Below are 17519 nucleotides of genomic sequence, written 5' to 3' on the forward strand. Positions count from 1 at the left end.
GACGAGCTGTAAAGTCGTGGGCTTGTGTGCGGTCGGCAGGACGCCGGGGAGGGGGAAAAGCGGCTGAGTTATGGAACACTTCCATAATAGTTATGGAACACATCGGTTTGCAGCGCCCGAAACCCAAACCCCAGAAACGAAAAAGCCCTGAATAATCAGGGCTCTAACGTACAAATATGGCGGAGGCGATGGGATTCGAACTCATGGACCTGTTACAGTCGACGGTTTTCAAGACCGTTGCCTTAAACCACTCGGCCACACCTCCGTATTGCGTTGCGGGCGCCATAATACCTGAATGAAACACACTGTCAAACTCTCTGCGTAGCTTGTTGCAGGGTGTCTGTTATGATCTTTGCGACTGAACGTTTCAAACCAACAGGAGTGTCGCCATGCGCGAACAGGATTACGCAGTTAATAACAGCGTGCAGGCTGAGCAGCTAGAGGTTAGCCGCGTCCTGCGCAACACTTACGGCTTACTCGCCCTCACGCTCGCATTCAGCGGTGTGATGGCGTTCGTGGCGCAGCAGATGCGCGTAGGCTATCCGAACATTTTCGTGGTGTTGATCGGCTTCTACGGGCTGTTCTTCCTCACCAACAAGCTCCGCGATTCCGCATGGGGCCTGGTTTCGGCGTTCGCCCTGACCGGGTTCATGGGGTTTCTGCTGGGCCCGATCCTCAACCGTTACCTGGGCATGCAGGGCGGCGCTGAAGTCGTCAGTTCGGCCTTTGCGATGACTGCGCTGGTGTTTGGCGGCCTGTCGGCCTATGTGCTGATCACCCGCAAGGACATGAGCTTCCTCGGCGGTTTCATCACTGCTGGTTTCTTTGTCCTGATGGGCGCGGTGCTGGCCAGCTTGTTCTTCCAGATCAGCGGCCTGCAACTGGCGATCAGCGCCGGCTTCGTGCTGTTCTCCTCGGTCTGCATCCTGTTCCAGACCAGCGCCATCATCCATGGCGGCGAGCGTAACTACATCATGGCGACCATCAGCCTGTATGTATCGATCTACAACCTGTTCGTCAGCCTGTTGCAGCTGTTCGGCATCATGAGCCGCGATGATTGATCGTCAGCCTTGAGTAAAAAAACCCGCTTCGGCGGGTTTTTTATTGTCTGTAAATAGGCTCGCCGCTCATCAAAGGGGCTCGGCGGGGGCCCATCATTCGGTGATGACAATGCTGCCATCGGCCTGCTGGCGGTAGATAGTGTAGGGCAACAACAAGGTATCGAGCGCGCCGGAAATGACCACGTCGATCAGCACAATGGGCGTGGCGTTGTCGTATTGCTGCTCATCGATTCCCTCACGCAGGGGCGCATGCAGGGAGCAGAAATCATAGGTTACTCCGCTGTAGATTCGTGGGATCGCGCCGCAGTAACTCTTCTGCTGCTTGAGATGTTGTACAGCCACTTCGTCGGGGCGCAAAACCGTGTTGATGGTACCGCACCCTGCGAGCATCAACGCCGCCAGTAACATTGCCTGAATTTTCATACTGCCAATCCTTAGCCGAAAAAAGATCAATCTACGGTGTTCGGAACAAAAGAGCACTCAAGTCATCGGTGGCAACCGACGCTTGACCGGGGTTTTCTTGACGATCGCGGTATTGGTTTCGGCGTGGGTATTGAGCCGGTCGAGCAGGGTGTCCAGTTGTTCCATCGAGCGCACGTGCAGGCGCGCGATGAAGCAGTCATCGCCGGTGACCTTGTCGCATTCGGTGAATTCGGGGATGGCCTGGATCTGCCGTTCGACTTCCTGCAACTGGCCCGGAAGCGGGCGGATGCGGACGATGGCCTGCAGTTGATAGCCGAAACATTTCGGGTCTACCTCGACCGTGTAGCCCTTGAGCACGCCGCGCTCTTCGAGGCGGCGCAGCCGTTCGGCGACGCTCGGTGATGACAGGCCGCTGATCTGGGCCAACGCTTTAAGCGAGCGTCGCGAGTCTGTCATCAGCGCGGCGATCAACACTTGGTCGATGTCATCGGTCATGCAAACCTCGTTAGGCAAATGGATCGATATGCCTTGATAAGAAAGGTAGAAATAGATTTTAGCCTGCTTTTGACGCTGGAGGTGCGCTGCTGAGGATTGGCATAATTCAACCACTTGCTGAGGAGGTTGATGATGGATAAGTCGATACGTCGTGGGTCATTTGAAATGACCGCCGCCATGCTGATTTCAGGGACCATTGGCTGGTTTGTGCTGGTGTCCGGGCAGCCGGTGCTGGATGTGGTGTTCTGGCGTTGCGTGTTCGGCGCGCTGACTTTGCTGGTGATCTGCGCGGTGCTGGGTTTCCTGCGTCCGGGCATTTTGAGTCGCACCACCTTTTTGCTGGCGGTGCTCAGCGGTGTGGCGATCGTTGGTAACTGGGTGCTGCTGTTTGCCTCCTATTCCCGAGCCTCTATCGCCATCGGTACGGCGGTTTATAACGTCCAGCCCTTTATGTTGGTGGGGCTGGCCGCGTTGTTTCTCGGAGAGAAGATCACTGCGCAAAAGCTGTTCTGGCTGAGTATTTCGTTTGCCGGGATGCTGGCGATCGTCAGCGCCCATGGCGAGCAGGGCGCTGGTGGCAATGAATACCTGCTGGGTATCGGCCTGGCGCTGGGGGCGGCACTGCTCTATGCCTTCGCCGCGTTGATCATCAAGCGCCTGACTGGGACTCCACCGCATTTGATCGCGCTGATTCAGGTCTGCACCGGCGTGCTGTTGCTGGCGCCGTGGGCAAATATCGCCGCGCTGCCACAGGAGTCATCAGCCTGGGCCAGCCTGCTGACATTGGGTGTGGTGCATACCGGGGTGATGTACGTGCTGCTTTACGGGGCTATCCAGAAGTTGCCGACTGCCTTGACCGGTGCGCTGTCGTTTATCTACCCGATCGCAGCGATCTTTGTCGACTGGTTTGCCTTCGGCCATCGCCTTGAACTGCTGCAGTGGGTCGGCGTGCTCGCGATCCTGCTGGCGGCGGCAGGCATGCAGCAGGGTTGGGGCTTTCGTTTGCGCCGCACCGCGGTGCAGTGACCGGCTTTCAGATCTTCCAGTGCGCCGCGGTCTTCGCCAGCCGTTGGCGCATCTCGGCGATGTTGGCCGCCAGTTGGCGGGTCAACAGCCGGTAGCCATCCAGTGCGGAATAGACCGGGGTATTGATTGACGGATCGTCCTGTGCCCCATCGAGCGGACGTTCAAGCCGCTGGGTGGCGCCGGACTTCAGGGCGCGGGCCATGCCGATCAGTTGCACGCGGATTTGCCGATGTTCGGTTTTCAGCCCCGACTGCATCTGGGCCATGGCCTGTTCGTCGCTGGCGTCCGGTCGGGTGTTGGCGAGGATTTCCAGGGTGCTGACACACATGCGCAGATTGCGTTGCAGGGCATCCAGTTCGGTCATCGAGATCCGCACTTCCTTGGACACCGATGGCATCAACGAACGCAGTTGCAACATTACGCCGTTCAACCGGTTCATCAGTTTGTGATATTCGTCGTCGGTGACCGACTGGCCATTGACGATTCGGCTGTAGATCGAAGCGCAGTCGCGTAGTGCACTGGCCAGGTTATAGCGCCAGGAATAGACCGCATACAGCGGCAAGGCAAAGGAGAACGCCAGGGCCAGCGCGATACCGATGAGGATATCGACCGTGCGCCAGAGGCCATCGGTCACCGGGTTGTCGCCATGCCCGGCGACGATGAACACGGTGATCGCCGACAGTAGCGCGGTATAACCGCCCTTGCCGATCGCGTGGTAAGAGAAGAAACCGCAGACCGCCGACATGCCCAGATAGGTCAGCCATGGCATCCCCAGCCAGGCATGCTGGGCCACCAGCAACAGGCCGACCCCGGCACCGATCAAGGTGCCGTAGGCTCGCTCCTTGGCTTTCTTGCCGATATTGCCGTGATGTTGCAGCCCGCCAATCACCACTAGCATGGTCACCGAAGCCCACTCGCCATGGGGCAGGTTGATCCCGCTGGTCAGCAGGATCGTCGCCAGCAGCCCCAGGGAGACCCGCACCGCGTGGATCAGTCGGGCGTGGCGATAGCGTCGATAAGGGTCCAGCAGCGGACGCAGGAATCGGCGCAACAGCGCGGGCAGTCGGATCGATCGCAGGTAGCTTATCGGGCTCAGGTGCTGTCCTCCAAAGGTGCTCTCAGAATATGTAATCGGTGGTCAAAAAGCTCGACTCGCGATTACGGATGATATCGCTGATGAGTTCCTTGTTGCTCTCCAGGAATTTGCTCGCGACCAGGGTGCGGATCGAGAATGTCCGGAGTGCATCATGGACCGAGAGGGTGCCTTCGGCCGAGTTTTTTCGGCCATTGAACGGGAAGGTATCCGGGCCGCGTTGGCACTGGGCGTTGATGTTGATGCGGCCGACCTGATTGGCGAAGGTATCGACCAGGCGTCCGACCTCGGTGGAGTTGGTGCCGAAGATGCTCAGTTGTTGGCCGAAGTCGGATTCCAGTACGTAGTCGATCACGGTTTCCAGGTCACGGTAGGGGACGATTGGCACCACTGGGCCGAACTGCTCTTCCTGATACACGCGCATTTGTGTGGTGACCGGGTAGAGCACCGCAGGATAGAAGAATGAAGCCCGGGATTCGCCGCCGTTGGCGTTTACCACCTTGGCGCCTTTGCTCACGGCATCCGCCACCAGCGAGTGCAGGTAATCGACCTTGCTCGACTCCGGGAGCGGTGTCAGCGCCACGCCGCTGTCCCAGGGCATGCCCGGTTTGAGGGACTGCAGCTTCTGATTGAATTTCTCGATGAAGCTGTCGACCACGTCTTCATGGACGAAAAGAATCTTCAAGGCGGTGCAACGTTGACCGTTGAACGACAGCGAGCCGGTCAGCGCTTCGTTGACTGCGTTGTCGAGGTCGACCTCGGGCAAGACAATCCCGGGGTTTTTCGCATCCAGGCCCAGGGCGGCACGCAAACGGTGAGGTCTTGGGTGGAGTTTTTTCAGGTCGCTGGCGGCTTTGTTGGTGCCGATGAAGGCAAAGATATCGACCTTGCCGCTGGCCATCAGCGCGCTGACGGTTTCCCGGCCGCTGCCGTAGATCACGTTGATCACCCCGGCCGGGAAGCTGTCGCGAAAGGCTTCCAGTAGCGGACGAATCAACAGCACGCCGAGCTTGGCCGGTTTGAACACCACGGTGTTGCCCATGATCAAGGCCGGAATCAGCGTGGTGAAGGTCTCGTTCAGCGGGTAGTTGTAAGGCCCCATGCACAGCGCCACGCCCATCGGTACGCGGCGAATCTGGCCGAGGGTGTCCTGTTCCAGCTCGAAGCGGCTTGAGCGACGGTCCAGTTCCTTGAGGGCGTTGATGGTGTCGACGATGTAGTCGCAGGTGCGGTCGAATTCCTTTTCCGAATCCTTGAGATTTTTGCCGATCTCCCACATCAGCAGTTTGACCACCGCTTCGCGTTGTTCGCGCATGCGCCCGAGGAAGGTTTCGACATGCCGGATGCGTTCGGCGACGCGCATCGTCGGCCATTCGCCCTGACCTCTGTCGTAGGCCCGGACGGCGGCATCCAGGGCGGTCAAGGCGGTGGCGGCGTCCAGCAGCGGAGTGCTGCCGAGGATAACCTGTTCATCCGCGTTGTCACCGGCCAGATAGACCGGGCTACGCACCTGCGCGAGGGGGCCGGGCCAGATCTGCAAGGTGCCATCGACCAGGTATTCGCGTTGTTCGATCCGGCCGTCAAGGCGGTACTTTTCCGGGATGTCGGCAGCAGAAGGGAACAGCTGGCTGAGCAGGTTATCTGTGGTCATGGTGCTACCCCGTATGGATTGGGTGATTCAGACATTATTTGTTATAGCGGTGCTGAATCGTTTTACCTGATTGCGCCAAGGGTTGTCATGCACCATTTATCCGGGCCTGTTTGACTCTAGCCCAATACTGCCTTGATCGAGTCGAGCGAGGAGGGCGCAGGCGCCCGAAAACGCTATCGATCTCGAACGCTGTGCAAGGCGTGCCCGCGTAATCCTCGTCGCGGTTTTTTGTCGCGCAGGGTTCATTTCTCTTGAAACGGCAAGCGCATGCCCCCGCGTGCCGGTTAAACTTCGCGTTTTCAATAGGAGTTCACATGAGTTACTACCAGCCGGGCATCCTCGCCACTCCAGTCCCGCCGCAGGCACGCCATTTGTTTTTTGCCCTCGAATCCGTCGAAGCATTGCCGGCGGCGATCGACAAACTGCTGCAGCTGGTGGACGGGAAAACCGCGGTAGTCGGTTTCGGCGAGTCGCTGGTACAGGCCCTCGGCGGGCGGATCGATGGTCTGCGGGCGTTTCCGGCAATGACCGGAGTCGGCGTGGATAACCCCTCGACCCAGCATGCACTCTGGTGCTGGCTGCACGGCGAAGACCGTGGTGAGTTGCTGCATCGCAGCCGCGCCGTTGCAGCGGCATTGGCCCCGGCCTTGCGCCTGGTGCAGATGACCGAGGCCTTCCGCCACAAGACCGGGCACGACCTGACCGGTTACGAAGACGGCACCGAAAACCCCCACGATGAAGCGGCCGTGACGGCAGCGTTGGTGGGCGAGGGCGTTGAAGGTTTGCACGGCGGCAGCTTTGCCGCGCTTCAGCAATGGCAGCACGATCTGGACGGCTTCGCCGCTCTGCCTTCCGAGGAGCAGGATCACATCATCGGTCGGCGCAAGAGCGACAACGAAGAGCTCGAGGATGCGCCGCAGTCCGCTCACGTCAAACGTACCGCCCAGGAAAGCTTCGCCCCTGAAGCCTTCGTCGTGCGCCGTTCCATGCCGTGGGTCGAAGGTGATCGCGCAGGGCTGGTGTTCCTCGCCTTTGGTTTTTCCCTCGATGCCTTTGAAGTCCAGCTGCGGCGCATGAGCGGCCTGGAAGACGGCATCGTCGATGGCCTCTATCGGATGAGCCGGCCGATTACCGGTGGCTACTACTGGTGCCCGCCCCTCAAGGACGGTCATCTGGATCTACGGGCGCTGCGTATCGGCTGATTGGCGCAGCAGGACCGAACATGCTCAGGGAACTTTGAATGAACACCGTGCGATGGGGAATGATTGGCTGCGGCAGCGTCACCGAACGCAAGAGTGGGCCGGCCTTCTATAAGGCGCCGGGTTCGGCGCTGGTGGCGGTGATGGGTCGACGTCTGGAGGCGGTGCAGGATTATGCGGCGCGCCATGGCATTGCCCGGGTCTACACCGACGTCGAGTCGCTGATTGCCGATCCGCAGGTGGACGCGGTGTACATCGCCACGCCTCCCGACAGTCATCGGGCTTACAGCCTGATGGTCGCGGCGGCGGGCAAGCATTGTTGCGTCGAAAAGCCCATGTCGCTGAACGCCGGGCAAAGCCTGGAGATGCAGCAGGCTTTCGAAAAAGCCGGTGTGCAGTTGTTCGTGTCCTACTACCGGCGCTCTCTGCCGCGCTTTCAACAGGTGCGGCAATGGCTGCTGGAAGGGCGCATTGGTGAGGTTCGTCATTTGACCTGGAGCCTGACCAAGCCGCCTTCCGAGGCCGACCAGAACGGTAGCGCCAATTGGCGCACCGACCCGCAGATCGCCGGTGGCGGTTATTTCGCCGACCTGGCCAGTCATGGTTTCGATCTGTTCCAGTACCTGCTGGGCGACATCGTCGAGGTCGCCGGTTTCACCGCGCGCCAGGCCGGCCTGTATGCCGCCGAAGATGCGGTGAGCGCCAGTTGGCGATTCGCCTCGGGGGCGCTGGGCATGGGCTGCTGGAACTTCGTCGCGGATCGTCGGGAGGACCGGATTGAAGTGATCGGCAGCAAAGGCCGGATCATCTTCTCGGTATTCGACGAGCAGCCGGTGCAACTGCAAGCCGAAGAGACCCTCAGCCTGCAGATCGACAATCATCCGCATATTCAGTGGCATCACGTACTGGGCATGAACGCGCATATTCGGGGTGAGGCACAGCACCCTGCGCTGGCGGTCGAGGCGTTGAAAACCGATTGGGTGATGGACCGGATTCTCGGGCGCGGTTGAATCGCCGAACGCTCCTCTTCGAAGTCGACAGTCCGAACCTGTGGTGTGCTCTGGATGATTTAGTCGCCGCCTGACACCGGCCAGTTTTCTGCGCACGCGATTCCTCTGTAGGAGCTGCCGCAGGCTGCGATCTTTTGATCTTCGCCTGGCGATCTCGCCCACGCCAATGCCATTGACGACTGGCGGCTCTTGTCAGAAAAACCCGACAGGAGTACAAATGTACTCCATGACGACTTTAAGCCCCCGCCGTACTGCCATCCTGACCTTTATCCGCGACCGGATCGCGCAACAAGGCCAGCCACCGAGCCTCGCCGAGATCGCCGAGGCCTTTGGTTTTGCCTCGCGCAGCGTGGCGCGCAAGCATGTGGTGGCCCTCACCGAGGCTGGTTTCATTGAGGTCAACGCCCATCAGGCGCGGGGTATCCGGTTGTTGAACCAGCCGCCCCGGCCCGAGCTGCTGGACATTCCGGTGCTGGGCCGGGTGGCCGCCGGTGCGCCGATCGGTGCCGATGCCGAGGTGCACAGCCGGCTGATGCTGGACCCGGCGATGTTCTCGCGAATCCCCGATTACCTGTTGCGGGTACAGGGCGATTCGATGATCGGGGACGGCATTCTTGACGGCGACCTGGTGGGCGTACGGCGCAGTCTCGAGGCGCAAAACGGTCAGATCGTGGTGGCGCGGCTCGACGGTGAAGTCACCATCAAGCGTTTTGAACGGGTCGCGGGGAGCGTGCGCTTGCTGCCGCGCAACCCGGCCTATGCCCCCATCGTTGTGCGCGCCGATCAGGACCTGGCCATCGAAGGGGTGTTCTGCGGTCTGGTGAGGCAAGGATGATGGGCGCCGTCGTTGCTCTGGACACGCTGTTCAATGGCGGCCAGGTCTGGAAGGGCCGGCCCGCCGCGCCGCCAGCCAGTCCTCAACCGACTGGCCATGCGGCACTGGATGCGGCCTTGCCCACTGGCGGCTGGCCGGAGTCGGCCTTGACCGAAATTCTCATCGCCGGGCAGGGCGTCGGCGAGTTGCAACTGGTCTGGCCAACCCTGGCGCGGTTGTCCGCCAAGGGCGAGCGGATTGTTCTGGTGGCGCCGCCTCATGTGCCGTATCCGCAGGCCTGGCAGAACGCCGGGGTGGATCTGCGCCAGCTGTCGGTGATCCAGGCCAGTGATCGCGATGCCCTGTGGGCCGCTGAACAATGCCTGCGTTCGGGCAGTTGCGGCGCGGTGCTGTGTTGGCCGCAGAAGGCCGATGACCGGGCCTTGCGCCGGCTGCAGGTGGCTGCCGAAACCGGCCAGACCCTGGCGTTCGCCTATCGCTCGATCAAGGAAGCCATCAACCCTTCGCCGGCCGCCTTGCGGATCGCCATCGATGCCCGGCCCGCGCAACTGCGGGTGCTCAAGTGCCGTGGCGGCCTGGCCCGCTCGGCGCCGATCGCCTTTACCACAGGGCATTGAGGTTGGCATGCGCTGGGTCTGTATTCTCTTTCCGCAATTGGCGCTGGATGCGGCGCTGCGTCAGCGGCCCGATCCCGAAGAACCGCTGGCGCTGCTGACGGGCTCTGCGCAGCGTCGGGTATTGCAGGCGGTGAATGCCTCCGCTCGGGCGCTCGGCCTGCGGCCGGGGCAATCGTTGACCGCCGCCCAGGCCTTGAGCAAAGCCTTTGCCAGCGCTGAATACGACCTTGCCGAGATCGAGCGCTGGCAGCAATTTCTCGCGGCCTGGGCCTACCGTTTCAGCTCCCAGGTCAGCGTTTTTTATCCCCGCGCCTTGCTGTTTGAAATCGAATCGAGTCTGGGGCTGTTCGGGCCCTGGCCGCCATTCGAGGCCCGGCTGCGGGCGGAACTCACGGAGCTGGGCTTTCGTCATCGGATTGTCGCCGCGCCCAATCCGGCGGCCGCGCGAATCCTGGCTAATGCTTACGACGGCCTGGCAGTGGCGGACAACGAGAGCTTGCAGCGAATCCTCGGGCAGATGCCCATCGACCGGGTCGGGCTGGAACCGGAGGTGGCCACGGCCTTGTCTCGCATGGGCCTGCGAACCTTGAGTCAGGTTCAGGCGCTGCCGCGCCATAGCCTGGCGCGACGCTTTGAAGCCCAGGTGCTCAAGCACCTCGACACGCTACGAGGAGACCGCCCGCTGGCCCTGGCGTTTTACCTGCCGCCGGACCGCTTTGACGTGCGCATCGAGCTGAACTTCGATGTCTTGTCCCATCAGGCGCTGCTGTTCCCGTTGCGCCGGCTCACCGCGGACCTGTCGGCGTTTCTCTGTGGCCGCGACAGCGGCGTGCAGCGTTTTGATCTGCATCTGGAACATGCCGGGTTGCCTGACACCCGGATCAAGGTCGGCCTGCTCAGCGCCGAGCGCGATCCGGCGATGCTCTTCGAACTGGCCCGCGGTCGACTGGAGCAGGTGCAGGTCGGCGCGCCGGTGCGGGGCTTTCGTTTGGTGGCCCAGGACTTGCCCAGGTTCGTCCCGCAGCACCGGGAACTGTTCGACGAGCGCCCGCAGCAATCCGTGCCCTGGGAACAACTGCGCGAACGCCTGCGGGCGCGGCTGGGGGATGACGCGGTGCATGGCCTGCGCTTCCAGGCCGATCATCGGCCCGAACACAGTTGGCAGCCGAACGCCGATAGCCAGGGCTGCCCGCCGACCTTCGGCCTGCAGCGCCCCGGTTGGCTGCTCAGCGAACCGCTGTTGGTGCACGAAGGCGCGGCGCGGATCCTCATGGGGCCGGAGCGCATCGAGTCCGGCTGGTGGGATGGCGGTGATGTGCGGCGTGATTATTACCTGATCGAAACCCGTTCCGGCCAGCAGGCCTGGGCCTGGCGCACGATGGGCGAGGCCGGGCCCTTGTGGCTGCAAGGCTGGTTCGCATGAGCGTCGAGTATGCCGAACTGCACTGCCTGTCGAATTTCAGTTTCCAGCGCGGTGCCTCCAGTGCCCGCGAGCTGTTCGAGCGGGCAAAACGTCAGGGCTATCAAGCCCTGGCGATCACCGACGAGTGCACCCTGGCCGGCATCGTCCGCGCCTGGCAGGCCGCCAGAGAGGTTGAGTTGCCGCTGATCATCGGCAGCGAAATGCGCATCGAAAACGGCCCGAAACTGGTGCTGCTGGTGGAGAACCTCGAGGGCTACCAGGCGCTTTGCCGGCTCATCACCCGGGCGCGGCGGCGGGTGGAAAAGGGTCAGTACCAGGTATTGCGCGAGGACTTCAGCGAACCGTTGCCGGGGTTGCTGGCGCTGTGGCTGCCCGACACCCTCGAGGTCGAGGGGGAAGGGCGCTGGTTGCGGCAGGTGTTCGGCAAGCGGTTGTGGCTGGCCGTCGAACTGCACTGTGGGCAGAACGATGCCCGACGGCTGGCGGATTTGCTGGCCCTGGCCGCCGCTCTGGATATTGCGCCGCTGGCCAGCGGCGATGTGCATATGCACGCCCGTGGGCGCCGCGCCTTGCAGGACACCATGACTGCGATCCGTCATCACGTGCGAGTCGCCGAGGCCGGGCAACGCCTGCACCCCAACGGCGAACGGCACTTGCGCAGCCTCGAGGCCTTGCGGGCATTCTATCCGCCGCAGCTGCTTGAAGAGTCAGCGCGCATTGCCCGACGCTGCACCTTCGACCTCGGCCAATTGCGTTACCAGTACCCGCGTGAACTGGTGCCTGAAGGTCACAGCGCAGCCTCCTGGCTGCGCGAGCTGACCGAGCAAGGCATGCGCTGGCGCTGGCCTGAAGGGGTGGAAGACAAGGTGCTGGCGCTGATCGAGAAGGAACTGAAGCTGATCAGCGAGATGGGCTACGAGAGTTACTTTCTTACCGTCCACGACATTGTGCGCTTCGCCCGCGAGCAGAAAATTCTCTGCCAGGGTCGCGGTTCGGCGGCCAACTCGGCGGTGTGTTATGCCTTGGGCATCACCGAAATCAATCCCGGCCTGATGAACATGCTGTTCGAGCGTTTCCTCTCCAAAGAGCGCAACGAGCCCCCGGACATCGATGTCGACTTCGAGCATGAGCGGCGTGAAGAGGTGTTGCAGTACGTGTTTCAGCGCTACGGCCGGACCCGCGCGGCGCTCACGGCGGTGGTCAGCACCTACCACGGCGCCGGCGCGGTGCGGGATGTGGCCAAGGCCCTGGGCTTGCCGCCGGATCAGGTCAATGCCCTGGCCGATTGTTGCGGCCACTGGAGCAACGAACCGCCCTCGGTCGAGCGTCTGCGCGAAGGCGGTTTCGACCCGGACAGCCCGGTGTTGCGCCGGGTGCTGAGCCTGACCGGACAACTGATCGGCTTCCCCCGGCACCTGTCCCAGCACCCCGGCGGTTTCGTGATTTCCGAGCAGCCGCTGGACAGCCTGGTGCCGGTGGAAAATGCCGCCATGGCCGAGCGCACCATCATCCAGTGGGACAAGGATGACCTGGACATGGTCGGGCTGCTCAAGGTCGATATCCTTGCCCTCGGCATGCTCAGCGCCATCCGCCGTTGTTTCGATCTGCTGCGCCGTCATCGCGGCCTCGACCTGAGCCTGGCGAAGGTGCCGAAAGAGGACCCGAAAACCTACGAGATGATCGGCCGGGCGGACACCATCGGCGTGTTCCAGATCGAGTCCCGGGCGCAGATGTCGATGCTGCCGCGACTCAAGCCGGTGAAGTTTTATGACCTGGTGATCGAGGTGGCGATCGTCCGCCCCGGTCCGATCCAGGGCGGTATGGTCCATCCCTACTTGCGACGGCGTAACAAGGAGGAGCCTGAAAGCTATCCGTCCGAAAAATTGAAAGCCGTCCTGGAGCGCACATTGGGAGTGCCGCTGTTTCAGGAGCAGGTCATGCAGATTGCCATCGTTGCCGCCGATTACAGCCCCGGCGAAGCCGATCAACTGCGGCGTTCCATGGCCGCCTGGAAACGCCACGGCGGGCTGGAACCGCATCAGGTACGGCTCAAGGAAGGCATGCTGAAAAATGGCTACACAGAAGCCTTCGCCGCGCAGATCTTCGAGCAGATCAAGGGCTTCGGCAGTTATGGTTTTCCCGAGTCCCACGCCGCCAGCTTCGCCTTGTTGACCTACGCCAGTTGCTGGTTGAAATGCCACGAACCGGCGGCCTTTGCCTGTGCGCTGATCAACAGCTGGCCGATGGGTTTCTACAGCCCGGACCAGATTCTGCAGGACGCCCGGCGGCATCATCTGCAGATCCGCCCGGTGGACGTGCGCGCCAGTGACTGGGATTGCAGCCTGGAGCCGACCCAGGGTGAACAACCGGCGATTCGCATGGGCTTGCGGATGATCCGCGGTTTTCGCGAGGACGATGCCCGGCGCATTGAAGCGGCGCGTTTGATCGGTGCGTTTGTCGATATCGCCGACCTCGGCGAGCGGGCGCGGCTAGACGCCCGGGCCCAGGAGCAACTGGCCGACGCCGGAGCTTTGCGCGGGCTGGCCGGGGATCGTCATCGGGCGCGCTGGGAGGTGGCCGGGGTGCAGAAACAGTTGGGGTTGTTTGCCGGTTTACCGAGCCAGGACGAGCCGGTGGTGGTCTTGCCCAAGCCCACCGTGAGCGAAGACCTGCAAGCCGACTACGCCAGTGTCGGCACCACCCTGGGCCCGCATCCGCTGGCCTTGCTGCGGGGTGAGCTGAAAGCCCGACGCTGCCGCAGTTCGCGGGAGTTGCTCGAGGTCGAGCATGGGCGCAACGTCAGCGTCGCCGGGCTGGTCACCGGCCGACAAAGACCCGGGACCGCCAGCGGCGTGACCTTCGTCACCCTGGAAGACGAGTTTGGCAACGTCAACGTAGTGGTCTGGCGTGACCTGGCCGAGCGTCAACGGCAGGTGCTGGTGGGTTCGCAGTTGCTGAAGGTCGACGGCACCCTGGAGACCGAGGGTGAAGTGCGGCATTTGATTGCCGGGCGTTTGAGTGATCTGAGTTCTCTGCTGACCGGGATCAGTGTGCGCAGCCGGGATTTTCGTTGAGGTCGATTAATGAAAGTCCCTGCTCCGACGAGTAATTGTGGCGAGGGGGCTTGCCCCCGCTGGGGCGCGAAGCGGCCCTAAAATCAGCCACCGGGTTTCTTCAGGTACAATTAGCAAGCAGGCTTTACGACCGCTACGCGGCCGAACGGGGGCAAGCCCCCTCGCCACAGGTTTGCGTTCGACGCGCTTTTTTCTTAACTGACTCGACCTACTTCACCCCCGGCCAAAACCGTTCCCCACCCCCCGGCTGATCATTCCAGGCCTGCAGCGACCTGGTCGGCAGATCAAAATAATCGCGGGTCCGCGCATAACCATGGCCACCCATGCGGCCGATGGCGTCCAGGCCAAGCTGGTCGATGTACAGGGTTTTCGGGTCGATCAGCTCGTCGCGGACATGGGCCATCAGCACTTCGCCGAAGATGATTTCCCGGGATTGGCCAATCGACAGCGCCATCATCCGCCGGCACTCCAGTGCCACCGGCGCTTCGCCGATGCGCGGACATTTGACCAGGGTCCCAGGGATCGCGGTCAGGCCGGCGGCGGTCAGTTCGTCGAAGCCGGGAGCGAAGGGCACGGCGCAGACGTTCATCGCTTCCACCAGCGCATCGGACACGATGTTCACGGTGAACTCCTGGTTGAGCTGGATATTGCGCGTGGTGTCCTTCGGGCTTTGGTCGCCGTAGTTTTCCACGCCCAAGGCAAGGATCGGCGGGTCGGCCGACAGCGCGTTGAAGAAGCTGAAGGGCGCCGCATTGATCCGGCCTTCACCATCAATGGTGGTGACCAGCGCAATAGGTCGGGGGACTACGCTGCCGATCAGAATCTTGTATTTTTCCCGCGGGCTGAGCTTTGTGAAGTCGAAACTTTGCATGGCAGAAATCTCTAAAGAAGTGGATCAATCGCGCTCAGCGGCGCTTGTGCGCTGTAGTCATCGGCGAATGGAATGGCCGGTTTGAACAGGCCTTTCCAGTCCGGTTGGCCAAAGGCCCGGTCGCTGTGGCTGCGCATCAGTTTTTCGAATTGTCGTTGGCCCTGACGCTGCAGGGCGGGATAGTCCACGCCCTGCACCTGACCGTTATGCATCACGCAACGGCCGTCGATGTAACTGGCGATGCAGTCGTCACCGCGTCCGGCCAGCACCAGGTTCTTCAAGGGATCGAACAGCGGGCCGAGGTGCATTCCACGCAGACTGAAAACAGTGATGTCGGCCTTGGCCCCGGGTGCCAGGCGTCCGAGGTCATCGCGCCCCAGCGCCTTGGCGCCGCCAAGGGTGGCGGCGTTGTACAGGTCCAGCGCGCTGGTCTGCTCGCCACCATGCTCCATCAGCCGCGCGATGTTCAGGCCCTGGCGCATGTTTTCCAGCAGGTCCGCCGGCCAGGTGTCGGTGCCCAGCGCCAGATTGATGCCCAGGTCGCGATAGCGGCCGAAGGAATTCAGCGCCTCACCGTCGCGGGCGAATACCACCGGGCAATGCACCAGGCTGGCACCGCCATCGACCACGCGTTGCAGATCGTCAGCGCCGCTGGTGTAGAGGCCATGGGGCAACAGGCTGCGTGGACCGAGCAGTTCGAGCTGTTGGAGCCAGCCCAGCGGCGAGTGGCCGCGCAGTTGCCGGACCATCGCGTATTCACTCGGCGATTGGCAGCAATGCAGGCGCATCGGAGCGTTCAGTTCGCGGCTGAGGGCGCTGGTGCGTTGCAACAGCGCCGGAGTGCAGGTCTGGATTCGATCCGGCAGCAGCGCGCCGCGTATCAGGCCTCGATGGGCCCCATCAAAGTCATGGAAAAAGCGCTCGGCCGCGTCGAGCCCGGCCATTCCTCGTGCTTCATCCCAGTGCTGCCCCAACGCTCCGTCGGCGCGCCAGTAGCTCATGCCGCTCATGTAGCAGGGACCCAGATAAGTTCGCAGCCCCAGTTCGGCGGCGACCCCGGCCACCGCGGCGAATTCGTCGTAGGTTTCGGCCCACTCGCGGTAATACATTGAGGTGATCGGCATCGCGGTAGTGATGCCGTTGCGGATCAACTGAGTGAAGGCGTAGCGGTACTTGAACAGCTCTTCATCGAAGCGGTAGCTCTCCCGCGGGCCGGTCGCCAGGTACTGCTCCGACCACATCCGGCCCATGTGGCGCTCATCGCCGTTATCCAGGGTGAGCACCGTGGAGTCGAGATCGCCAAGCGCGTCGAGGTCGATGAAGCCGGGACCGATCAGCGCATTGCCGTAATCGATCCACTGCTCCACGGCACCCGGGTAATCGCGGCCGACAAAGACAATGCGCGAGCCTTCGAATACCACTTCGCCGTTGCGCCAGAGCACATGCCGCTGGCCGTCGAAGCCGACCACGCAGCTGGCCTTGAGGCCAATCCGTGCGGCGCTGTTCACAGACGGCTTTCCAGCAATTGACCGTTGCTGGCGATCAGCTTGCCGCCGCGATAGACCTGCCTCGGTGGCCGGGCGACCACTGCTTCGCCGAGGGTTTGCACCGCCAGCAACAGGAAATCGGCGGGTTTGCCGATCTCCAGGCCATAGGCGTCAAGTCCCAACGCCTGAGCGCCATTGATGGTCGCGGCCGCGAAGGCCGCCGCCAGTTGGTCATCCTTGTTCAGGTCAAAACGCAACGCCAGCAGCATCGCCCGTTCGAGCATGTCGCCATTGCCCATCGGCGACCAGGCATCGCGAATGCCGTCGGAGCCCAGGCAGACATTGACCCCGACTTCGCGCAGGGCGAGGAACGGCGGCACCGCACAGTCGGCTGGCGCCGAACTCATCAACGAAATCCCCAGCGCCGCCAGACGCTCGGCCACCGGTCGCACCTGAGCCCAGGGCAACATGCCCAGGCAGTAGGCATGGCTGATCATCACCCGGCCCTGGCGCTGGAAGCGCTCGGTGTAATCGGCGATGCGGGCGATCTGCCAGAGGCCGAGTTCGCCTTTGTCATGCAGGTGAATATCGATGCCACGATCAAACTCTTGCGCCAGGTTGAAGACGAAATCCAGCTGGGCGATCGGATCGTTGTCGATGCCGCAAGGGTCGAGGCCGCCGACGTTCTCCACACCCAGAGCCATGGCTTCGCGCATTAGCTCGGCAGTCCCGGGGCGACTGATCAGGCCGGTCTGTGGAAACACCACCAGCTGCAGATCGATCAGGTCGCGGTAACGCTCACGCAACTGTTGCATGGCTTCGACGTGACGCAAGCCGAACTCCGGGTCGATGTCGACGTGGCAACGCATGCTCAGCGAGCCGCGGGCGATGCAGTTTTCCAGCAGCGCCCCGGCACGCTCGGCGATCGGCGCCTGGACTTCACGCAGCACCCGGCGCTCGTTGGCGATGTAATCCTTGAGGGTCGGCCCGGCGCTGTTTGGGCGCCAGGGTTGGCCCCAGAGGGTCTTGTCCAGGTGGACATGGCTTTCCACCAACGCCGGGGTGAGCAGTTGGTTCTGGCCGTCTATATCGGTGGCGGACAGCGCAGCGCTTGATGCAGGACGGCGCTGTGTGAACAGACCGTTTTCGATCAGCAGGTCTTCGGCGGTTGAACCGTACGGCCGCACATTGCGCAGCCAGCGGGATTGAATCATGGCAAACCTCTGTCGGATTCTTTGAATTCTGTGGTGTCGA

Annotated in this window: 15 protein-coding genes and 1 tRNA gene; 8 read left to right on the plus strand and 8 right to left on the minus strand. The window is 62.3% G+C overall.

The features are described from left to right. Positions 1-177: 177 nt before the first annotated feature. A tRNA-Ser gene (locus F8N85_RS00150) sits at positions 178-265 on the minus strand. A gap of 124 nt (positions 266-389) precedes the next feature. On the opposite strand from F8N85_RS00150, the gene F8N85_RS00155 reads away from it, so the two are divergent. Beyond that, the gene (locus F8N85_RS00155) at positions 390-1061 is read left to right on the plus strand and encodes a Bax inhibitor-1/YccA family protein (RefSeq protein ID WP_150801679.1); all 672 of its coding nucleotides are present in this window, start codon (positions 390-392) and stop codon (positions 1059-1061) included. 93 nt (positions 1062-1154) lie between these two features. Here the strand turns inward: F8N85_RS00155 and F8N85_RS00160 are convergent, their stop codons facing one another. Both F8N85_RS00160 and F8N85_RS00165 read right to left on the minus strand, forming a co-directional pair. Beyond that, a complete protein-coding gene (locus F8N85_RS00160) occupies positions 1155-1484 on the minus strand; it encodes a YceK/YidQ family lipoprotein (protein WP_150801680.1) in 330 nt (109 codons plus the stop codon). Between the two features lie 57 nt (positions 1485-1541). Further along, the gene (locus tag F8N85_RS00165) at positions 1542-1979 is read right to left on the minus strand and encodes an Lrp/AsnC family transcriptional regulator (protein WP_150801681.1); all 438 of its coding nucleotides are present in this window, start codon (positions 1977-1979) and stop codon (positions 1542-1544) included. A 132-nt stretch (positions 1980-2111) separates the two neighbouring features. Between F8N85_RS00165 and F8N85_RS00170 the strand changes: the two genes are divergently transcribed. Next, positions 2112-3005, plus strand: a complete 894-nt coding sequence (locus tag F8N85_RS00170) for a DMT family transporter (protein WP_150801682.1) — start codon at positions 2112-2114, stop codon at positions 3003-3005. A 7-nt stretch (positions 3006-3012) separates the two neighbouring features. On the opposite strand, the gene F8N85_RS00175 is transcribed toward F8N85_RS00170, so the two are convergent. After that, positions 3013-4056, minus strand: coding sequence for an FUSC family protein (locus F8N85_RS00175; RefSeq protein ID WP_191636082.1), 1044 nt, complete (start codon positions 4054-4056; stop codon positions 3013-3015). A gap of 67 nt (positions 4057-4123) precedes the next feature. After that, complete coding sequence (locus F8N85_RS00180) at positions 4124-5749, minus strand: NADP-dependent glyceraldehyde-3-phosphate dehydrogenase (protein ID WP_150801684.1); 1626 nt, start codon at positions 5747-5749, stop codon at positions 4124-4126. Positions 5750-6063: 314 nt separating this feature from the next. Between F8N85_RS00180 and F8N85_RS00185 the strand changes: the two genes are divergently transcribed. From F8N85_RS00185 to F8N85_RS00210, 6 genes are all read left to right on the plus strand, one after another. Further along, positions 6064-6951, plus strand: a complete 888-nt coding sequence (locus tag F8N85_RS00185; protein ID WP_150801685.1) for a Dyp-type peroxidase — start codon at positions 6064-6066, stop codon at positions 6949-6951. A 38-nt stretch (positions 6952-6989) separates the two neighbouring features. Continuing rightward, complete coding sequence (locus F8N85_RS00190) at positions 6990-7958, plus strand: Gfo/Idh/MocA family protein (protein ID WP_150801686.1); 969 nt, start codon at positions 6990-6992, stop codon at positions 7956-7958. Positions 7959-8175: 217 nt separating this feature from the next. Beyond that, a complete protein-coding gene (gene lexA, locus F8N85_RS00195) occupies positions 8176-8793 on the plus strand; it encodes a transcriptional repressor LexA (protein ID WP_150801687.1) in 618 nt (205 codons plus the stop codon). After that, a complete protein-coding gene (imuA, locus tag F8N85_RS00200; protein WP_150801917.1) occupies positions 8793-9410 on the plus strand; it encodes a translesion DNA synthesis-associated protein ImuA in 618 nt (205 codons plus the stop codon). The genes lexA and imuA overlap by 1 nt, the downstream gene beginning before the upstream one ends. 7 nt (positions 9411-9417) lie before the next feature. Then, a complete protein-coding gene (locus F8N85_RS00205) occupies positions 9418-10833 on the plus strand; it encodes a Y-family DNA polymerase (RefSeq protein WP_150801688.1) in 1416 nt (471 codons plus the stop codon). Next, positions 10809-13907 carry an error-prone DNA polymerase gene (locus F8N85_RS00210; RefSeq protein ID WP_224795602.1) on the plus strand — a complete coding sequence of 1033 codons (3099 nt, stop codon included), beginning with the start codon at positions 10809-10811 and terminating at the stop codon, positions 13905-13907. Before F8N85_RS00205 ends, F8N85_RS00210 begins: the two co-directional genes overlap by 25 nt. 208 nt (positions 13908-14115) lie before the next feature. On the opposite strand, the gene F8N85_RS00215 is transcribed toward F8N85_RS00210, so the two are convergent. From F8N85_RS00215 to F8N85_RS00225, 3 genes are read right to left on the minus strand one after another with little or no spacing between them, the layout of a single operon-like run. Further along, positions 14116-14778 carry a flavin reductase family protein gene (locus tag F8N85_RS00215; RefSeq protein ID WP_150801690.1) on the minus strand — a complete coding sequence of 221 codons (663 nt, stop codon included), beginning with the start codon at positions 14776-14778 and terminating at the stop codon, positions 14116-14118. 11 nt (positions 14779-14789) lie between these two features. Beyond that, positions 14790-16286, minus strand: coding sequence for an amidohydrolase family protein (locus F8N85_RS00220; protein WP_150801691.1), 1497 nt, complete (start codon positions 16284-16286; stop codon positions 14790-14792). Then, complete coding sequence (locus F8N85_RS00225; protein WP_150801692.1) at positions 16283-17479, minus strand: amidohydrolase family protein; 1197 nt, start codon at positions 17477-17479, stop codon at positions 16283-16285. The genes F8N85_RS00220 and F8N85_RS00225 overlap by 4 nt, the downstream gene beginning before the upstream one ends. Positions 17480-17519 lie beyond the last annotated feature (40 nt).

It is taken from the genome of Pseudomonas fluorescens (assembly GCF_902497875.1).
Taxonomy (GTDB): Bacteria; Pseudomonadota; Gammaproteobacteria; order Pseudomonadales; family Pseudomonadaceae; genus Aquipseudomonas; species Aquipseudomonas fluorescens_BR.

Coding starts and splice junctions, on each gene's coding strand:
- F8N85_RS00155 (WP_150801679.1), top strand. CDS start 390: ATGCGCGAACAGGATTACGCAGTTAATAACAGCGTGCAGGCTGAGCAG.
- F8N85_RS00160 (WP_150801680.1), bottom strand. CDS start 1,484: ATGAAAATTCAGGCAATGTTACTGGCGGCGTTGATGCTCGCAGGGTGC.
- F8N85_RS00165 (WP_150801681.1), bottom strand. CDS start 1,979: ATGACCGATGACATCGACCAAGTGTTGATCGCCGCGCTGATGACAGAC.
- F8N85_RS00170 (WP_150801682.1), top strand. CDS start 2,112: ATGGATAAGTCGATACGTCGTGGGTCATTTGAAATGACCGCCGCCATG.
- F8N85_RS00180 (WP_150801684.1), bottom strand. CDS start 5,749: ATGACCACAGATAACCTGCTCAGCCAGCTGTTCCCTTCTGCTGCCGAC.
- F8N85_RS00185 (WP_150801685.1), top strand. CDS start 6,064: ATGAGTTACTACCAGCCGGGCATCCTCGCCACTCCAGTCCCGCCGCAG.
- F8N85_RS00190 (WP_150801686.1), top strand. CDS start 6,990: ATGAACACCGTGCGATGGGGAATGATTGGCTGCGGCAGCGTCACCGAA.
- lexA (WP_150801687.1), top strand. CDS start 8,176: ATGTACTCCATGACGACTTTAAGCCCCCGCCGTACTGCCATCCTGACC.
- imuA (WP_150801917.1), top strand. CDS start 8,793: ATGGGCGCCGTCGTTGCTCTGGACACGCTGTTCAATGGCGGCCAGGTC.
- F8N85_RS00205 (WP_150801688.1), top strand. CDS start 9,418: ATGCGCTGGGTCTGTATTCTCTTTCCGCAATTGGCGCTGGATGCGGCG.
- F8N85_RS00215 (WP_150801690.1), bottom strand. CDS start 14,778: ATGCAAAGTTTCGACTTCACAAAGCTCAGCCCGCGGGAAAAATACAAG.
- F8N85_RS00225 (WP_150801692.1), bottom strand. CDS start 17,479: ATGATTCAATCCCGCTGGCTGCGCAATGTGCGGCCGTACGGTTCAACC.